The following is a 17,176-nucleotide window of genomic DNA, read 5'->3' as shown; positions in this document are numbered from 1 at the left end:
AGTAATTATAGTTCATCGTGAATGAAATGATTAATTGGACCGAATTTATGACCGACGTCGATTTCATTTTTGATAGCTCTATAAGTGAATGTTTTTGAAATTCTGATGGCTTCTTCCATACTTGAGCCCTTGGCCATTTCGGCAACGATACTAGATGATAAAGTATCACCCGTTCCGTTAACATGGTCTGTTTTTATGTATGGTTCTGAGATCCAGAATGATTGTCCGTCTTCTAATAGTACGAAGTCTTCAACGTAATCAAGTGAATCATCAGCGTGTTCACCCTTGATCATGATATTTTTAGGTCCAAGATCTCTTAATTTATGAGCAGCTTTTACTATTTCTTCTTTAGTATTCAATTCTAAGCCAGATAATTTCTTAGCTTCATAGAAGTTTGGAGTAATCAGATCAGCCAATGGGAAAAGTTCGTCGATCAAAGTTTGATAGGCTTCTTCTTCTAATAGCATGGCACCATGTTTCGTAATGATAACAGGGTCAAGAACAAAAGTCCCGAAAGATCCGTCTTTTATCTCTTCAGCAATAGTGTGGATGATTTCAGAATCTGATAGCATACCAGTTTTAAAAGCTGAAACTTTAAAGTCATCTTTGATATCCTTGATCTGACTCTTAATGAAACTGATGGGCATATTAACACTATCGTGGATCCCATAAGAGTTACCAGCAACAGCGGCGGTCAATACGGACATTCCGTAAACTCCGCGAGCCATAAAAGTTTTCAAATCGGCTTGTGCACCAGCACTACCGTCGGAATCTGATCCAGCAATTGTAAGTACTTGAGTAAATTCATTCATAATTTTCACCAACCTATAAAATACCTTTTGTTGTTAATATTAACGTAAATTATCTTATTTGAGGATAAAAAGCCTCAATATTTTACAAATTAACTTGACCTTGACGTTGCGTCAATCTCTATCATAAGTTTTGCTAGGAGGAAGTCATGGAATACACAGTCAAACAATTAGCTGATTTATCAGGGGTCAGCGCTCGAACTTTACGATATTATGACCAAATTGATTTGCTAAAACCAAGTTATATTACTGAAAAAAACTATCGTATTTATGAAGAAAAACAAGTTGACCGACTACAACAGATATTATTCTTCCGGTCGCTAGATTTTTCATTAATGAAAATTAGGCAAATCATGGATAATGCTGACTATTCTGAAATTGAGGCCTTAAAACAACAGCAACAATTATTGTTGGAACAAAGGCGTCACTTAGACTCTCTCCTAACAAATATTCAAAAAACTATCGATCACTATCAAGGAGATAAAATTATGACAGATAAAGAAAAATTTGCAGCATTTAAGGAAGAAAACATCAAAAATAACGAACAGGAATATGGTCAAGAGATCCGTCAACGTTATGGATCTAAAACAGTTGATGAGTCTAATCAACGATATGGAGATTTGACTGAGGAACAGTTTAAACAGATGCAAAAAATTGAACAGGATTTGATTTCTGATTTGAATATATTCGTAAAAAATCCCGATCTAGATTCAAATTTAGCAGAAAAAATTTACCAAGAACATAAAGATTGGCTGAGTTTCACTTTGCCAAAATACAGTAAAGAAGCTCACCAAGGCTTAGTTCAAATGTATGTCAGTGATGAACGATTTGTTAAATATTATGATAATAAAGCTGGTCAACCTGTAACGAGATGGTTGAAAGAGATTGTCGAACATTATACAAAATAGTCTGAAAGATTGTTGTAAATATGTAAATAATTGGGAAATTTCGTAAAAGTTTCCTAAGTTCATGATATATTTAATCTATCCTTGCGTGATATAAGGGGGATTAAAAACGCATGAATTCAAGTAATAAACGTAAGTATTTACTACCAGGGTTACTGTATTTAGGAACCTTTTTAGTGGTATTTACACTAAATCATTTTTCACTATTAACCGCTGATGATTACACGTATCATTTTTTCTATGATGGACCATCAGTGACACCGCATACTAGAGCCTTTCACAGTCTGTTTGATATCTTTGCTTCACAATACAATCATTACTTTATGTGGAACGGAAGAATTTTGGCTCATAGTTTTGTGCAAATAATGATGCAATTTCCAAAATGGGTTTTTGACATTGTTAATACGTTTGTCTTTTTAGGACTAGTAATTTTAATAAAACAAATAACTCAAAGTTTGATCAAAAAATCCTTACCAATTTTTCTCGAGTTTTTAGTTGTTATTGCTCTATGGTTCTTTTTACCGTTACCAGGAACAACAATTTATTGGATCTCTGGTGCTGGAAATTATCTTTGGATGAGTATTTTCTATCTTAGTTTCTTGTTATTTGGATTGAAAAACTTAGAAAAGAAAAGTTCAATTTGGATGATTTTAGGTGCTATGATTTTAGGATTCTTAGCTGGAACTAGTAGCGAAAATAGTGGTCCAAGTGTCGTTATTATGTTGGTACTGTTCGGGATCTATTATTTAAGAGACTTCAAAAAGATCCGTGTTTGGCATATATTAGGAATTATTGCCAGTATGGCGGGAAGTCTGTTGATCATTCTTTCGCCAGCTTCACAAGGTAGAGGAGACAAGAATTCCATTATTTTATTATTGGTAAAATTCTTGGATATTTTGAAATTGATCAAAAATAACTCTATGCCGCTGATGATAACTTTCTTAGTAGTGGTCATCTTGACCCTGATGGTCAGAGTTTTGAAAAAAGATGACTACGCTAATTTGATAATTCTCTTTATTGGATTTTTAGCGTCACTATTCTCATTAATGTTGTCGCCAGCCGGTCCACTAGAGATAGTATCAGGATCGTATCGTGCGTTCTTTGGACCATATGTTTTTATGATCATTATGATGGCTTATATGCTTTATCGAGTTTATCAACGCAGCGCTATTTTTGATATGAATAGTGTTAAGTGGGTCATAACGGCGTTATCATTGATCGTCTTTACAGTTAGTTTCTCAAAAGCTTACACAGATATTCATTCCGACTATGTTATCCAAACCAATAACATTCAAAAAATCAATGCAGCTAAAGCAGATGGTAAGGATACAGTTACTATAAAGATCTTACCTAATTTAGAAAATGCCGGTCGAACTAATCAGTACAATGCTATCAATTACACAGCCAATACTTTGGAAGATCCAGCTTCTTGGCTAAATGTCTGGATGGCAAAATATTACGGTATCAAGAGTATTAGTGGAACATTTAAGTAGTCGCCTAAGGGCGGCTTTTTTGTTGAAAAAAATAATAACAAAATATGAATTTGTATTTATCGGATATTCCTTTAGAATAGGGATAACGAAGTAGAAAAGGAGACTTGAATATGATTGGTTTTATCGGTGCAGGCAGTATAGGTGGTGCAGTAATAACTGGTTTAGTTAAGAATGGTTATGATGCAAGTGAGATCGTCGTTAAAGGTGGCAGATCTTCACGTACTAAAGAATTAAAAGAGCAGCTTGGATTTCAAATTGTTTCTAAGATCAAACAATTATCTGACACAGATGTAATTTTTATTGGTGTTGGAGCCAATGCCTTGGACAGTGTTCTGACTGAATTAAAAGATATTGTTGACGGTAAATTGGTTGTTGCCTTTACTGGAACAGGGACCGTAACTCATCTGAGACAAGTTTTGGGATATGACAAAGTAGCACATGCTATTCCCAATACTCCTGTAAAGGTTGGAGCTGGATTCACAGGTATTACATACTCTGATAAATTTACCCCTGAAGACAAAAAGAAAGTTGCTTCTATTTTAGGATACACAGGTCAATTAGTAGAAGTACCTAGCGAACAATTAGGTATTCTGGGAACAGTTGCCGGATGCAGTCCAGCCTTCTTAGATTTATTTATCGAAGCACTTAGCGATGCAGGTGTTAAGCATGGTTTAAGTAGAAAACTAGCTTATGATGCAGCTATTGGAATGGCTATTGGTGCAAGTAAACTAGCCAAACAATCAGATCTTAATCCGTCAGCATTAAAAGACGAAGTAACATCACCAGGTGGTTCTACGATCAAAGGTGTTGCTGCACTGGAAGAAAATGGATTCCGTAGCGCCGTTATAAAAGCTGTTGATGCAGCTGAAGGTGAATAATATTAAATCAAAGTCTGAAGCCGCGCAGTAATTTATGGCGCTGGTAAGGGCTTTTTTTATTCTTTAAAGGGTCTTAAAGATTAAATTTTGATATGTTTTGGATAATAATATAGAATTAAGGAAATAAATTTGAGGGGTTTATAGTAAATGCAAAGAAGAAAAGCCTACCGCATTGCTATTTTGGGTATCCTGATGGCGATTATTTTCGTTCAATCATTGGTACCTTTTTTGGGATTCATTCCAACTGGATTCATTAATATAACAATCATTCATATAACTGTAATCGTTGCTGCAATTGTACTTGGTCCAAAGTATGGATCTATCGTTGGTCTGGTTTGGGGATTGGGTACGATGATACGAGCTTTCACTAGTCCAACATCAATTATTGATACGATGGTATTCACTAATCCAATCGTTGCTATTGTGCCAAGAATAATTGTGGGATTAGTAGCTGGATATGTCTATTTAGTGTTAAAAAAGCACTTTAAAAAAAGAGTCGTTGCTATGGGTATCGCTGCCGCAATAGGGTCTCTTACTAATACGGTATTAGTTTTAGGTTTGATGCGATTCATGTATGCTAGTGTCTTGTCTCAAGCTTATGCCACACAAACGGATCTATTAAACAAGCTGTTGTTAATTATTGTTGGAACTAATGGTATTCCGGAAATGATAGCCGCAATTATTATTGCTCCAGCTATTTCGACAGCTATCTTAAAAGCTAATAAATTTTTAGATTAAAGAGGCTCGATCAATGAGGATCAATGTTTTGCAACATACACCTAATGAGGGTCCAGGTGCTATAAAAGACTGGGCACGTTTACATGGATATGAAATTTATGTTTATCATCCTTATGCGTTTGGCGGAGTTTTGCCAAGTGCTGAAGAGACAGATATGCTAGTTATTCTTGGCGGGCCAATGAGTCCTAACGATGATGTTGATTGGATCAAGAATGAACGTAAATTGATCAAACAATTGTTAGATAAGAATATTCCTATGTTTGGAGCCTGTTATGGTGCACAGCAAATTACAAAAACTTTGGGCTATCATATTGGAAAATCTCCAGCTAAAGAAGTGGGTTGGGCACCAGTTTATTTGCAAACACGAGCAATTCCGGAGATTCCAGAGAAAATGATGGCGTTGCATTGGCATGAAGAGATGTTTGATATCCCTGATGAGGCAGAATTGCTATTCTCCAGTGATTTATTGAGGAATCAAGGCTTCGTTATGAATCATCGCATTATTGGCTTACAGTTTCATTTTGAGCCCCAAACTGATGATGTAAAAGAGATTGCCGTTAATGATGGCGACTATGCTGCCGGTTCAAAATTAAATCAAACTCCAGAAGAAATTATGAAATATCCTGTGCCTGAAGAGAACAAGATCGTTTTATTCAAATTACTGGATTATATTACAGAATAAAAATCATCCCAATTCTTTGGGATGATTTTTTTGCGTAATTTTATATATTAAGATAAGTATCACCTAAAAGTAATAACTTGTAATTACTTAGTAACAAGTTATTATATGGGTAATAACAAAACTTTGAGGTGATCTGAATGAAAGAATTACTTGGAACTTACAAAACTAGAAAGAATGGGAATAGTATGAGTATAACTGTACCTAAGTCAGCAGGAATATCTGAGAATGAAACGTTCAGTCTCGAAAAAGTTGATGGGAATCTTGTTTATAGACCAACTAAACAAGATAATCCATGGAAGGATGGTCAGTTTAAAGATCATGATTTTAGAAAAGATATGCAGAAATTAGAATTTGATATCGGTAACGAGAAACCAGTTGGAAAGGAAAATCTATTTTAATGGAATATCCTAAACAAGGCGATATCATGTTTATTGACGCAGAACCGCATGCAGGAGTCGAATTGGGCGGTCATGATAATATCAGAAGGCCAATCGTTGTTTTATCCAGTTCGGAGTATAATCGATCAACTGGTCTAATATCAGGGATGCCGATAACATCTCATAACTTCATGAACGGAGTTTCGGATGGATCTTATGTGCCAATTGCTGATAAAAATAGTGGAATAAAGGGAAATATAGTTACTTATTATTTACCCAGCTATGACTTTGAAGCTCGAAAAGGTGAGATTGTTGGTCATGTTTCTGATATAGTTTTAAAAAAATTGTTAGATAGTGTCAGATATTTATTTGATATATAAAAATCATCCCAAAATAGTTTTTGGGATGATTTTTTAATTCCATATTAATCTTTTGTTTCAATAGTTGTCTTTTTAGGATCGATCTCTGGATCATCAAAGATAATATCGTCAACAGAAGCAACCTTGATTGTGCCACTGATAGGATTCTTGATACTCATAACATTTGTTGTTATTTCAGCATCAATATTTGAGCAGTATTCAAATGCTAAATCGGTTCTCAATACTTTACAGTTGACCATCTTCAAATTATCCAAATAACAAAGTCCTTGTTCACTTTCGATAGTACAGTTGATCAAAGTAAGGTTCTTTGTGTTCCAAGCTAGATATTCACCACTGATTTTTGAATCGTAGATCGTAACATTTTCACAATTCCAAAATGCGTCTTTTGAAACGAAAGTTGAGTTGTGAACTTCGATATTCTTGGCACCGTCAAAAACATAATTTCCAACGACATCAATATTATCAGCATAAATATTTTCACTATTCATACCAAAATAATTACCGTTGATCTGAACGTTCTTTAAGTTAATATCTTTGCAAGTCCACATTGTTTCTTCAGCGTCAGCAAAATGAACATTTTCTAATTTAATCTGACTAACACGTCTAAATAATTTAGGTGCTTGAAGAGCAGAATTTGTTATTTCGATGTTATGTGTATACCAAATCCCTGAACGTGACATGGTTTCAAAGATTGATTTATCAACTTTGATGTTATTTGCGTACCATAATGGGTACTTCCACTTGAATACGACATCATTTAAATCTAAGTCGTGTGTTTCTTTAAGAGGGGATTCACCTTCACCAAAATTTGTGTCGTTGATCTCTGCGTCATGCTCCTTAAATAGAGGACGCTCCCCATCAAAATATCCTTCTGAAATTAATTTTTTCATTTGTTCCACCTTTTCCTTGTATATTTAATCCATTGATTGCAATTCATAAAGCTCTGAATAAAGTCCGCCAGCTTTGAGTAATTCAGAGTGTGTTCCTCGCTCGGCGATACGTCCGTGGCTTAAAACTAGGATTTGATCGGCATCTTGAACTGTCGATAATCTGTGAGCGATGGCAATAGTTGTTCTGTCGTCTCTCATTTTTGATAAGCCTCGGGTAATACTCTGCTCAGTTTGAGGATCGATATTAGCAGTAGCCTCATCCAGAATCAGTACTTTCGGATTGCGGACGATAGTTCTAGCAAATGAGATCAACTGACGTTGACCAGTGGAGAAGCTACTGCCTCGCTCAATTACTTTGGCATGATATGCATCGGGAAGCCTTTCAATAAATTCATCGGCATCAACGAATTTAGCTGCTTGTTCTACTTGTGCATCGGTGATGCTGTCATCATACATGCGAATATTATTGGCAATATTACCGTAGAACAAGTACGGTTCCTGAATAACTAGACCGAGTTTTTGGCGAAGTTCTTGAGTTGAGTAATCACGGATATCGTGGTCATCAATCAATATCTGACCTTCACCAAATTCATAAAATCTTAGTAGGACGTTGATGATCGAACTCTTACCGCTACCAGTATGACCAACTAATGCTACAGTCTGGCCGGGATTAACCGTAAATGAAATATCCTTTAGGATAGGTTCATTTGGTACATAGCCAAAGGTAACGTGGCGAAATTCAATTTTTCCAACTTCGATTTTTTGTGCGCTGTCTTCATTTTGGACAGGGCTAGTGGTTTGGTTATCAAATAATTTCATGATCCGATACCCGGCAACCATTCCATCTTGAAAATAAGACATGTAATTCATAACGTTAGATAATGGATTGAAGAAGTTTTGCTGGTAAGAAATAAAGGCATAGATGACACCAGCAGCCACGATAGTGTGGGTACTTTCTAATCCAAAACCACCTAATGAAATTACTTCTGATAACGTAAACATCAATGTAATAGTTGGATAAAGCAAAAATGAGTTTACATTGATCATTTTGTTTCTTTGGTTAAAATACTGATTATTTTTGTGTTCAAATTCTGAAATCATTCGTTTCTGTTGACCGAATTGTTGAATGATACTGATACCCATCAAAGATTCGTTTAATTTAGTATTGATTTGACTTAAATATTCACGTAAACGTTGGTAAATCTTGGAACTTAAACGTTGATACAACCAAATCAGTAGGTAAAGCGCTATTACGAATAACGCCGTTGCGACTGCCAAAGTAACGTTAACGGACATCATTGCTATAAATGCTGAGATCATTGAAAAGGCCGCTACTAGGATCATCAAGAATAAAGTCCAAAAGTCATATAATGTTTTAGTATCATTAGTAACTCTTGAAACAATTGAACCAGCAGGGGTTTTATCGAAATAATCCATTCCTAAGGTATGCAATTTTCTAAATAGTTGACTACGAATTCTTTCAAGTGTTCGTTCAGCTCCCATAGAGAAAGCAAAATTCTGAATGAATTGGACGATAGCTTTAATTATTGTTCCAATGAAGTAGACGATCGCAAAGCCAACGATGATTTGGATACCAGTATCTTGATGAACAAGATAATTATCCATATAGTATTGCAACAATCTAGGCAAAATTATATTTATGACACTCAATCCAATCGCAAAAATGATTGCTGTGACGAATTGCTTTTTAAATGCCCAGGCAAAGCCGAATAATCGTTTCAAAATATTTCGTTGTTGTTTTCGAGAGAGGGCGTGAATATCATTGATCGTTTCTTGTTCTTTTTTATCCATGACTATTCAACCTCCCTTCGAGTTCAGCATTTTTAGCTTGTAAGTTGAAGGTATCGTAATACCAACCCTTATTGCCCAACAATTCTTGATGTGTACCGTGCTCAATGATAGTTCCATGATCGACAACAAGTATTTGATCAGCGTGTTCAACTGAACTTAAACGGCTTGCCGCAATGATCGTCGTGCCATTCGATCTATTTTCAGCAATACGTTCTTCGATATTTCGTTCTGTCTTTGAATCAACCGCAGATAATGAGTCATCTAAGATCAATAGTTCAGGGTCACTCAAAACAGCTCTGGCGATAGATAAACGTTGTTTCTGTCCACCAGATAATGAAACTCCTAATTGACCGACCTGTGTATCGTAACCTTCTGGCATATCGTCAATGTCATTGTCCAAATCGGCAACATGAGCAGCGGCCTTAACTTGTTCTTTTGTAGCATCAATGTTAGCAAATCGGATGTTGTCACGAATATTAGTGGAGAATAAGAAGTTAGTTTGAGGAACATAACCGATCGTATCTAAATAATCATCAAGCTTAAAGTCACGTATATCATGGTCACCGACGGTTATTTGACCGTTATAATGGTCAAAATCACGCATCAACAGACTGATGATAGTTGATTTACCACCACCAGTTGGACCGACAATACCCATCGTTTGACCTTCTTTGAGAACGAAACTGACATTATTTAAGGCAATCGCTTTGTCATCTGGATAATGGAATTTTTTCATTTCAAAATCCAAGGGGCCATTTGGAGTAGTTTTAACTTCATGGCGCGGCGTTACTAGGGATGACTTTTCGCCTAACAGTTCGGTGATTCGATCGTAACTGGCAGAACCACGTTCCAAAATGTTAAACAGACTACCAATAGCAAACATTGGCCAAGTTAGTTCAGCCATATAAGTGATGAATGAAACAAGTTCACCAATGGTAATTTGAGAATGGATAACTGCTAAGCCGCCTAAAATAATTGTAATAACATATGAAATACCCATGATGATCGATGTTAGTGGATCAAACATCGCATCTAAGCGATAAGACTTTTTATTAGCCTTAATATTTTTAGAAACATATTTATCGAAGTCAGCTTCATCCTGTTTTTCTTGACCCAAAGCCTTTAAAACTTTAATACCAACAACACTTTCCTGAGTCTTATTGTTGATACTTGAGAAAGCCGCCTGAGATTTCATGAAAGCATCATGAATTTTGTTACCCAAGACGTTAGCCATAATTGCCAGCAAGAGCAGCGGCAAAATCGCATAAAGTGTCAATTTCCAGTCAACGAACATACCCATGGCAAAAATCATTGATAAACCAGTTATCAATGAATCTGCTAGAGTCAAAACTCCAGGACCAGCTACTTCACGAACAGCGTCGATATCATTGGTAGCATGAGCCATCAAATCACCAGTTCGCCATTTTTGATAAAAGGTAGTATCCATCTTCATAAAATGATGGAACAAACGATTACGTAGATCACGCTCCAAAACGTACGAACTACCAAAAATCATTTTTTGCCAAAGAAACCTCAAAAAATATCCCATAATGGCAACTAGAAGTAGTAGTCCTAAATTCATCATTAAAAATTTAATAGTTAATGTTTTTTTACTGACAGCATCAACTACGACACCAACGATACGTGGAGGAACCACATTACAAGCCGCAACTAAGAGTAAAGCTAAGACCCCAAAAGAATATTGCTTCCACCGGTGTTTAAAAAACCAACTCAACCGAGAAAAAATCCCCATATTATTTCACCCATTATTAATAATTTAATTCATTTTTAACTCTACACCTTGAAGTAGGCTCTAAGGCAATGATTAATTGCTAAATTATTTAAAAACTTTTTTCTGGAGGTGTATTTCGTCTCCAGGTCTGAGAATATTTGCCTGCTGTGCGGACTAGTTCGACTGAGAAGCGGTCTCGAGTCTTGGTTTGAAGCCTTGTAAAGTTCAACAAGTCTTCAAACTAACCCGGTGGTGTAGGAGCTAAAACTCTAACGCCACTCTCACAGCAGGCAAATATTCTCAGACCTTTCGACTGGTATGTTTTTAACGATTTATATTGTGAGTTCAATTTTTAATAGTTACATATAACAAAAAAGAAGCTGTACCATACTTGAGATAAATCAAGCATGATACAGCTTCTTGTTGATAATTTTAAAAGGCTTAAATTATCTAGATTAAATGCGGGCTGGAGGTTTGGAGTAATGGAACCAGTTGGACAGTGGTTTTACGTCCTTACACCATGGACGATTCTGAGATTTGCGGAGCAAAGCTCAAAATTGAGCCTTCAGACCTTGGCTGAAGGGGTCCTGCAACAGGTGGAATTACTCCAAACCGTAAGCGGCAAGGCAAATACTATCTATTTAGCAATGCGTTCTTTATGCGATTGAACAATCTTATCAGCAATCGCACGGGCAATATTTTCATTTTTCAAGATAGGTCCATGAGAATAACTGCCAATAACGTTCTTGTAACGCATACCTTCAACGCCATCTTCAGGATTATTTCCATAACCTTCAACCATAGTACCTAATGGTTTGAGCATATTTTTATCGTCAAAATAAGTCCTACCACTGTGATTCTCGAAGGCTTTAACAGTACCCCATTCAGTCTTGTATTCTGTATCGCCGATCATTCTAGCGTCAGCTTTAAAGACGGTGTGGAAAGGTAGAATATCCAGGCATTGAATCGTTTCGCCACCACTAGTTTCGTAAAACTTACCTAAGAATTGATAGCCACCACAGATACAAAGCATTGGTTTGTCAGCTTCAATGTAATCAGTAATGGTTTGTTTGTGTTTAGAAATATCTTTGGCTACGACGGATTGTTCAAAATCTTGGCCACCACCAAAGAATAGGAAATCATAGTCAAAGGCATTGAAATCTGCATCTAAACTGACGTCGTCAACTTGTGTGTCGTAACCTTGTTCTTTTAGAAGAAAAGCTAAGATTTTAACATCACCGCTATCTCCATATGTGTTCATTAAATCTTCGTATAAGTAAGCAATTTTAATTGTTTCAGGCATAATTCTCTCCAATATGAATAATAATATTGTAATATAATTTAACTATGAGGTGATTGAGTTGACTAAAGAAATTAATAATGAAATTTTAGCAGACTTTCGCAAGAACTTAAATCAAGATGCAACTAATAATGTTTTGAAGAATGCAGTTGCACAAGTTGGGATCTTCAAAGCTGCTCAAAATATTGAGGCTAAAAGGAAACTAAATCCAACATTTAATATTGAAGTGCCAACTGGGAAGGTTTCCAATCAAAAGCGTTCGGGTCGTTGCTGGTTATTTTCAGCTTTGACTAATTTAAGAACGGAATTTGCTACAAAATATAATATGAAAGACTTTGAACTGTCTCAAAATTATCTATCATTTTGGGATCGTCTGGAAAAAGCTAATTACTTCTACCAGAATATTCTAGAAACAGCCGATTTGCCAGTTAATGATCGTAAAGTTAATTTACTCTTTACTTATCCTAACGTTGATGGTGGCCAATGGCAATATGCAGCTGATTTGATCAACAAATATGGTGTCGTACCAACATATGCTATGCCAGAAACGAGTGTTTCAGAAAATACCTCTGAATTTAACGCTGTTTTGAAAAAGATGATGCGTAAAAATGGGATTGAACTTCGTCAAATGGTATCCGATAATGCGTCAAATATCGATCAAAGAGTTGAAGAAATGTTGTCAGAAGTTTATAAACTTTGTGTTTATTCATTCGGGCAACCACCAGTTGATTTTGAATTGTCACTCCGTAATGACGATGATAAGTTAATTGAAGAAACAAGTATCACACCGAAGAACTTCTTGAACAAATATTTTACGATCAATTTGAACGATTACGTAAATGTAATGAATTCTCCACAAAAGAGCAAGAAATACAATCAAGTCTATACGATCCAAACTGATGGAAATGTTGTCGGCGGCACGACTGAGAAGTATCTTAACTTGCCGATAGAGCGTTTAGAAGAGCTCAGCATTGAACAGTTAAAAGCTAATGATACTGTGTGGTTTGGTAATGATGTTTTAAATCAGTCACAACGAAAAGAAGGTCTTCTTTTAGGCGATATGTACCAAGTTGATAAACTATTTAATACTGATATGAAGTTGGAAAAAGGAGACGCTTTGGATTACAGACAATCTGAAGTATCTCATGCTATGGTTTTGACGGGTGTTAATCTTGTGGAATCAAAACCTAATCGCTGGAAGGTTGAAAATTCTTGGGGTGAAGACAACGGAGAAAAAGGATACTTTACGGCTGATAATGCTTGGTTTGAAAATAATATTTATGAAGTAGTTATTAATAAGAAATTTTTGACTGATCAGGAATTAAGTGTCTTTGATCAAGAGCCAGTTGTTTTACCCGCTTGGGATGCAATGGCATAAAACGTAGATTTAATAGTAAATCCAATCATTTTGATTGGATTTTTTTGTTTATAAAGCCTAAACACTGCCGAATAATTGTATAATGAAATACGTCACAATGTTATCGTTTACAAGGAGGAATAGTCGATATGAAGTCAATTTTAATTTTGTCTCATTGCATTCTTAATGCGGCTTCTAAGGTCAAAACAGATGAGTCTGATTTAGCTGAAGAGTATAAGTTAAGAAGTGAGCTATTACATAAAGCGCTGGATGAAAATATTCAATTATTACAGTTACCTTGTCCAGAATTTTTATTATATGGTTCACATCGCTGGGGACATGTCAGAGATCAATTTGATAATCCGTTTTACAAGGACGCCAGTAAAAAAATGTTGGATCCTTTTATGATGCAGATTGAAGAATATGCATCACACCCAGATGAATTCAATATTTTGGGGATCGTTTCTGTAGAGGGAAGTCCTAGTTGCGGTTATAAATTAACGTGTACTGGTAAAAAATGGTGCGGTGAAATGGGCTCTGACCCTGACCATATTGCCGATATACAAAATAGTTTAGAGATGAAAAAGGAACCAGGTATGTTCATGCAAGTTATTCAAAAAGAGTTGAAGGCAAGATCACTATCTGTACCTATATTGACGATGAACGAAGCCGTTTCACTTATTTCATAACATTGTAGAAAAAATTTTGAGGGAGATTTTTTTATGCGAAATAGAAGAGTAAATATCGTAGCTTTATGTGGTATTGCGGTAGCCATGAATATTGTTTTAGGAATTATTACATCCGCACTGGGAATTCCACTTTATTTGGATAGTTTGGGGACTGTCTTGACTGCTGTTATTGCTGGACCAGTGGCCGGAATGATCGTCGGTGGTTTGAGCAATGTTATTACAGGTCTTATTTATAGTGTTTCAGATATACCTTTTGCGTTAGTTAATATGTCGATTGGTTTAATTGTTGGTTTAGTAGCTAAAAAGTTTAAGTTCAATTTTCTTACAGCCGTTATAACGGGTCTTGCACTTAGCTTTATTTGTCCAGCTATTGGTACACCAATTGGAATTTATGTATACGGTGGACTTAATGGATCATTCTCTGATGTCTTAGTTATGTCGCTTGTCAAAGGTGGAACAACAATTTTTCAAGCTTCATTCTTGAGAAATGTTGGATCTAATCTAATTGATAAAATTGGTACATTAGTAATCGGATATCTGTTATTAAAGGCTATACCTATGCAATTTTTGAGCAAATTTAAAAAAGAGTCTAAAGAGGCCTAGACTTAGATGATACGAATTGAAGAATTGGTTCATAAATATACTATTTGGAATGACCAAAAGGAACAGTCAAAGAAAATAGCTATAGATGGATTATCTTTGAATATAAAACAAGGAGAATTCTTGGCAATACTAGGATCTAATGGATCTGGGAAGTCTACTTTAGCTAAGCACTTGAACGCTTTACTGTTACCAAGTGAAGGAACCGTAAAAGTGGACGATTTAGATACTAGTAAAGAAGATAATTTGACGGAGATACGTAATAAAGTCGGAATGGTCTTTCAAAATCCAGATAATCAAATCATTGGTACTAATGTCGAAGAAGATGTCGCCTTTGGCTTAGAAAATAAGAACATGCCTTCCGATTATATTCAAAAGAGAGTAGCCGAATGTATCAATACTGTGGGGATGTCTGACTTTAGTAAAACATCTCCAACGAGACTTTCAGGTGGTCAAAAGCAGCGTGTCGCAATAGCAGGTGCATTTGCAGATGATTCTCAAATTATGGTTTTAGATGAACCTACTTCAATGCTTGATCCTAGGTCAAGATCTGAAATAATTGGCGTGTTGCATAAGCTAAATACTGAAAACGGTATGACAATTATCTTGATCACACATAATACAGATGAGGTGGTTGCGGCCGATAGGATTGTTTTGATGAATAATGGGAAAATTGTTGGTAAAGGTTCTCCGAGTGAAGTATTTGCTAATTTGGAGTTATTAAGAGAGATACACGTGGAGATCCCGCAGATCATTGAATTAGGCGAACGCTTAAGGAAATCAGGCTTGCCCCTGTCAAATCCTGTTTTGAATGAGCGACAATTGGTGAATGAACTTACTGGGATTTGGGAGGAGTAAAGATGTTAAAAGGTGTAAATATTAGCTTCTCCTACGATAAAAAGAGTGCCTCTGAAAACATTCTGAATGATGTTTCATTTGAAATAAATGTTGGAGATTTTATTGGTATTATCGGAACATCCGGTTCAGGTAAAACCACTCTTATAAAACATTTCAATGGATTGTTAAGAGCTAGTTCTGGAGAATTATATCTTAATGACAAGAATGTCTATGATAAAAATTTTGATTTGTTTAAATTAAGAAAAGAAGTTGGCTTGGTTTTTCAATATCCTGAAAACCAGTTATTTAAAAAAACGGTTATTGAAGATACAATGTTTGGTCCGATAAATTTGGGTATGTCAGAAGAAGAGGCAAGAACGGTTGCCGAACGTGAACTTAAATTTGTTGGAATAGACGAAGTTTTGTTTACGGCCAATCCAATGGAACTTTCAGGTGGTCAAAAGCGTTCGGTTGCTATTGCTGGTGTACTGGCAATGAGTCCGAAGATAATCGTTTTGGATGAACCAGCAGCTGGATTAGATTTTTATACGAAGAGTCGCATATTTGATCTTCTTAAAAGAATTATAACTATCAAGAAGATGGCTGTTGTTTTTGTCTCACATAATATGGAAGATGTCGCTAATTATGCGAATCAAGTTTGGATAATGAAACAAGGGACCCTTATCTCTAAGGAATCGGTTCAGACAACTTTTAGTAGGGATGACATTATAGATTTAGCTGGCATGGATGTTCCTGAAGTAACTAAGCTAACTAAAGATTTGATCAGTGCCGGAATACCTTTGAAATCTATCTCAACAACTGTTGATGAAGCTGAAAAAAATTTATCAGAAGTATTCAAAAAGAATCGAGGTCATTAAATGGTACGAGATATAACACTGGGTGAATATTATTTTACAGATTCAGCCATCCACGCTTTAGATCCTCGTACTAAATTAATGGGTGTACTGATCTATATAATTTCGCTATTTATTATTCATAATCCGATTTTGTATTTATTTAGTTTGGCTTACATATTGATCCTCTATAAAATAGCCAAGGTACCTGTGAGCTACTTATTACGTGGTTTGAAGGGCATTATCATATTATTGGTGTTTACCTTCTTCTTTAGATTGATTGCGACACCAGGAACTACCATAGTCAAATGGTGGGTATTTGATGTTACTAACCAAGGCGTCGTTAAAGCAATTGCCTTAACATCTAGAATTGCGTTGATGATCGTTGGAGCTTCACTTTTATCTTATACATCTACACCAAAGTCATTGGCCGATGGTCTTGAAAAAGCTTTCTTATTTCTCAAAAGAATTCATGTACCTATTCATGAAATGACAGTCATTATTATGATTGCTTTTCGTTTTATTCCGATAATTATTGAAGAATTGAATGTTTTGATCGATGCACAGTCTTCAAGAGGGATAAGATTTGAAAATGTAGGCGTAATAAAAAAAATGAAAAATATGACTAGATTATTATTACCGTTATTTTTATCAATTATTCGTAAGGCATCTGATCTTGCCATGGCTATGGAAACTAGGGGATATACAGGACGAAATGAAATGTCTCGAATGTATCCTCTAAAATATACTAGAAGCGATTATGTTGCATATATGATTATTTTTCTTAGTTTTGTAGTTTTAGTTAGTTTGAATTTTGTTGTATAGAAAAAGAACTGCCGCGGC

At 35.7% G+C, this 17,176-nt stretch carries 18 protein-coding genes; 13 read left to right on the top strand and 5 right to left on the bottom strand.

Translation table 11 applies throughout. The annotated features are described in order from the left end of the window. Positions 1 to 5: 5 nt before the first annotated feature. Positions 6 to 815: a bifunctional hydroxymethylpyrimidine kinase/phosphomethylpyrimidine kinase gene (gene thiD / locus EKM60_RS05460; RefSeq protein WP_164508331.1), complete on the bottom strand. Its 810-nt coding sequence runs from the start codon at positions 813 to 815 to the stop codon at positions 6 to 8. Positions 816 to 958: 143 nt separating this feature from the next. Here thiD and EKM60_RS05455 point away from each other — a divergent pair, with 143 nt between their 5' ends. The 7 genes from EKM60_RS05455 (at position 959) to EKM60_RS05425 (ending at position 6,262) form a co-directional block, all read left to right on the top strand. Next, positions 959 to 1,717: a MerR family transcriptional regulator gene (locus tag EKM60_RS05455; protein ID WP_125713257.1), complete on the top strand. Its 759-nt coding sequence runs from the start codon at positions 959 to 961 to the stop codon at positions 1,715 to 1,717. 110 nt (positions 1,718 to 1,827) lie between these two features. Continuing rightward, complete coding sequence (locus EKM60_RS05450; RefSeq protein WP_125713255.1) at positions 1,828 to 3,207, top strand: DUF3329 domain-containing protein; 1,380 nt, start codon at positions 1,828 to 1,830, stop codon at positions 3,205 to 3,207. 110 nt (positions 3,208 to 3,317) lie between these two features. After that, entirely contained in the window at positions 3,318 to 4,085 is a 768-nt protein-coding gene (gene proC / locus EKM60_RS05445; protein WP_125713252.1) for a pyrroline-5-carboxylate reductase, read from the top strand. 147 nt (positions 4,086 to 4,232) lie between these two features. Next, positions 4,233 to 4,823, top strand: coding sequence for an ECF transporter S component (locus EKM60_RS05440; RefSeq protein WP_125713250.1), 591 nt, complete (start codon positions 4,233 to 4,235; stop codon positions 4,821 to 4,823). Positions 4,824 to 4,836: 13 nt separating this feature from the next. Beyond that, positions 4,837 to 5,505 carry a type 1 glutamine amidotransferase gene (locus tag EKM60_RS05435; protein WP_125713248.1) on the top strand — a complete coding sequence of 223 codons (669 nt, stop codon included), beginning with the start codon at positions 4,837 to 4,839 and terminating at the stop codon, positions 5,503 to 5,505. A gap of 137 nt (positions 5,506 to 5,642) precedes the next feature. Beyond that, positions 5,643 to 5,903 carry an AbrB/MazE/SpoVT family DNA-binding domain-containing protein gene (locus EKM60_RS05430; protein ID WP_125713246.1) on the top strand — a complete coding sequence of 87 codons (261 nt, stop codon included), beginning with the start codon at positions 5,643 to 5,645 and terminating at the stop codon, positions 5,901 to 5,903. Beyond that, the gene (locus tag EKM60_RS05425; RefSeq protein ID WP_125713244.1) at positions 5,903 to 6,262 is read left to right on the top strand and encodes a type II toxin-antitoxin system PemK/MazF family toxin; all 360 of its coding nucleotides are present in this window, start codon (positions 5,903 to 5,905) and stop codon (positions 6,260 to 6,262) included. Before EKM60_RS05430 ends, EKM60_RS05425 begins: the two co-directional genes overlap by 1 nt. 44 nt (positions 6,263 to 6,306) lie before the next feature. Here the strand turns inward: EKM60_RS05425 and EKM60_RS05420 are convergent, their stop codons facing one another. The 4 genes from EKM60_RS05420 to EKM60_RS05405 form a co-directional block, all read right to left on the bottom strand. Further along, positions 6,307 to 7,152 (bottom strand): DUF3737 family protein, encoded by an 846-nt coding sequence (locus EKM60_RS05420; protein ID WP_125713241.1) that lies wholly within the window; start codon positions 7,150 to 7,152, stop codon positions 6,307 to 6,309. Between the two features lie 24 nt (positions 7,153 to 7,176). Further along, positions 7,177 to 8,964 carry an ABC transporter ATP-binding protein gene (locus EKM60_RS05415; protein ID WP_125713239.1) on the bottom strand — a complete coding sequence of 596 codons (1,788 nt, stop codon included), beginning with the start codon at positions 8,962 to 8,964 and terminating at the stop codon, positions 7,177 to 7,179. Beyond that, on the bottom strand, positions 8,957 to 10,717 hold the full coding sequence (locus tag EKM60_RS05410) for an ABC transporter ATP-binding protein (protein WP_125713237.1): 1,761 nt from the start codon (positions 10,715 to 10,717) through the stop codon (positions 8,957 to 8,959). The genes EKM60_RS05415 and EKM60_RS05410 overlap by 8 nt, the downstream gene beginning before the upstream one ends. Positions 10,718 to 11,333: 616 nt before the next feature. Further along, positions 11,334 to 11,999: a type 1 glutamine amidotransferase gene (locus tag EKM60_RS05405; RefSeq protein WP_125713235.1), complete on the bottom strand. Its 666-nt coding sequence runs from the start codon at positions 11,997 to 11,999 to the stop codon at positions 11,334 to 11,336. A 58-nt stretch (positions 12,000 to 12,057) separates the two neighbouring features. Between EKM60_RS05405 and EKM60_RS05400 the strand changes: the two genes are divergently transcribed. From EKM60_RS05400 to EKM60_RS05375, 6 genes are all read left to right on the top strand, one after another. Then, complete coding sequence (locus EKM60_RS05400) at positions 12,058 to 13,374, top strand: C1 family peptidase (protein ID WP_125713233.1); 1,317 nt, start codon at positions 12,058 to 12,060, stop codon at positions 13,372 to 13,374. Positions 13,375 to 13,502: 128 nt separating this feature from the next. Then, positions 13,503 to 14,042 (top strand): CD3072 family TudS-related putative desulfidase, encoded by a 540-nt coding sequence (locus EKM60_RS05395; RefSeq protein ID WP_125713230.1) that lies wholly within the window; start codon positions 13,503 to 13,505, stop codon positions 14,040 to 14,042. A 33-nt stretch (positions 14,043 to 14,075) separates the two neighbouring features. Then, positions 14,076 to 14,645, top strand: a complete 570-nt coding sequence (locus EKM60_RS05390) for a CD3073 family putative ECF transporter S component (protein ID WP_125713228.1) — start codon at positions 14,076 to 14,078, stop codon at positions 14,643 to 14,645. Between the two features lie 6 nt (positions 14,646 to 14,651). Continuing rightward, complete coding sequence (locus EKM60_RS05385; protein ID WP_125713226.1) at positions 14,652 to 15,500, top strand: energy-coupling factor transporter ATPase; 849 nt, start codon at positions 14,652 to 14,654, stop codon at positions 15,498 to 15,500. Between the two features lie 2 nt (positions 15,501 to 15,502). Beyond that, on the top strand, positions 15,503 to 16,357 hold the full coding sequence (locus EKM60_RS05380) for an ATP-binding cassette domain-containing protein (RefSeq protein WP_125713224.1): 855 nt from the start codon (positions 15,503 to 15,505) through the stop codon (positions 16,355 to 16,357). Further along, the gene (locus EKM60_RS05375; RefSeq protein ID WP_125713222.1) at positions 16,358 to 17,158 is read left to right on the top strand and encodes an energy-coupling factor transporter transmembrane component T family protein; all 801 of its coding nucleotides are present in this window, start codon (positions 16,358 to 16,360) and stop codon (positions 17,156 to 17,158) included. The last annotated feature ends 18 nt before the right edge of the window (positions 17,159 to 17,176 follow it).

Source organism: Companilactobacillus kedongensis (assembly GCF_003946625.1).
Classification (GTDB): domain Bacteria; phylum Bacillota; class Bacilli; order Lactobacillales; family Lactobacillaceae; genus Companilactobacillus; species Companilactobacillus kedongensis.
This window is presented reverse-complemented; position numbering and strand designations above follow the sequence as displayed.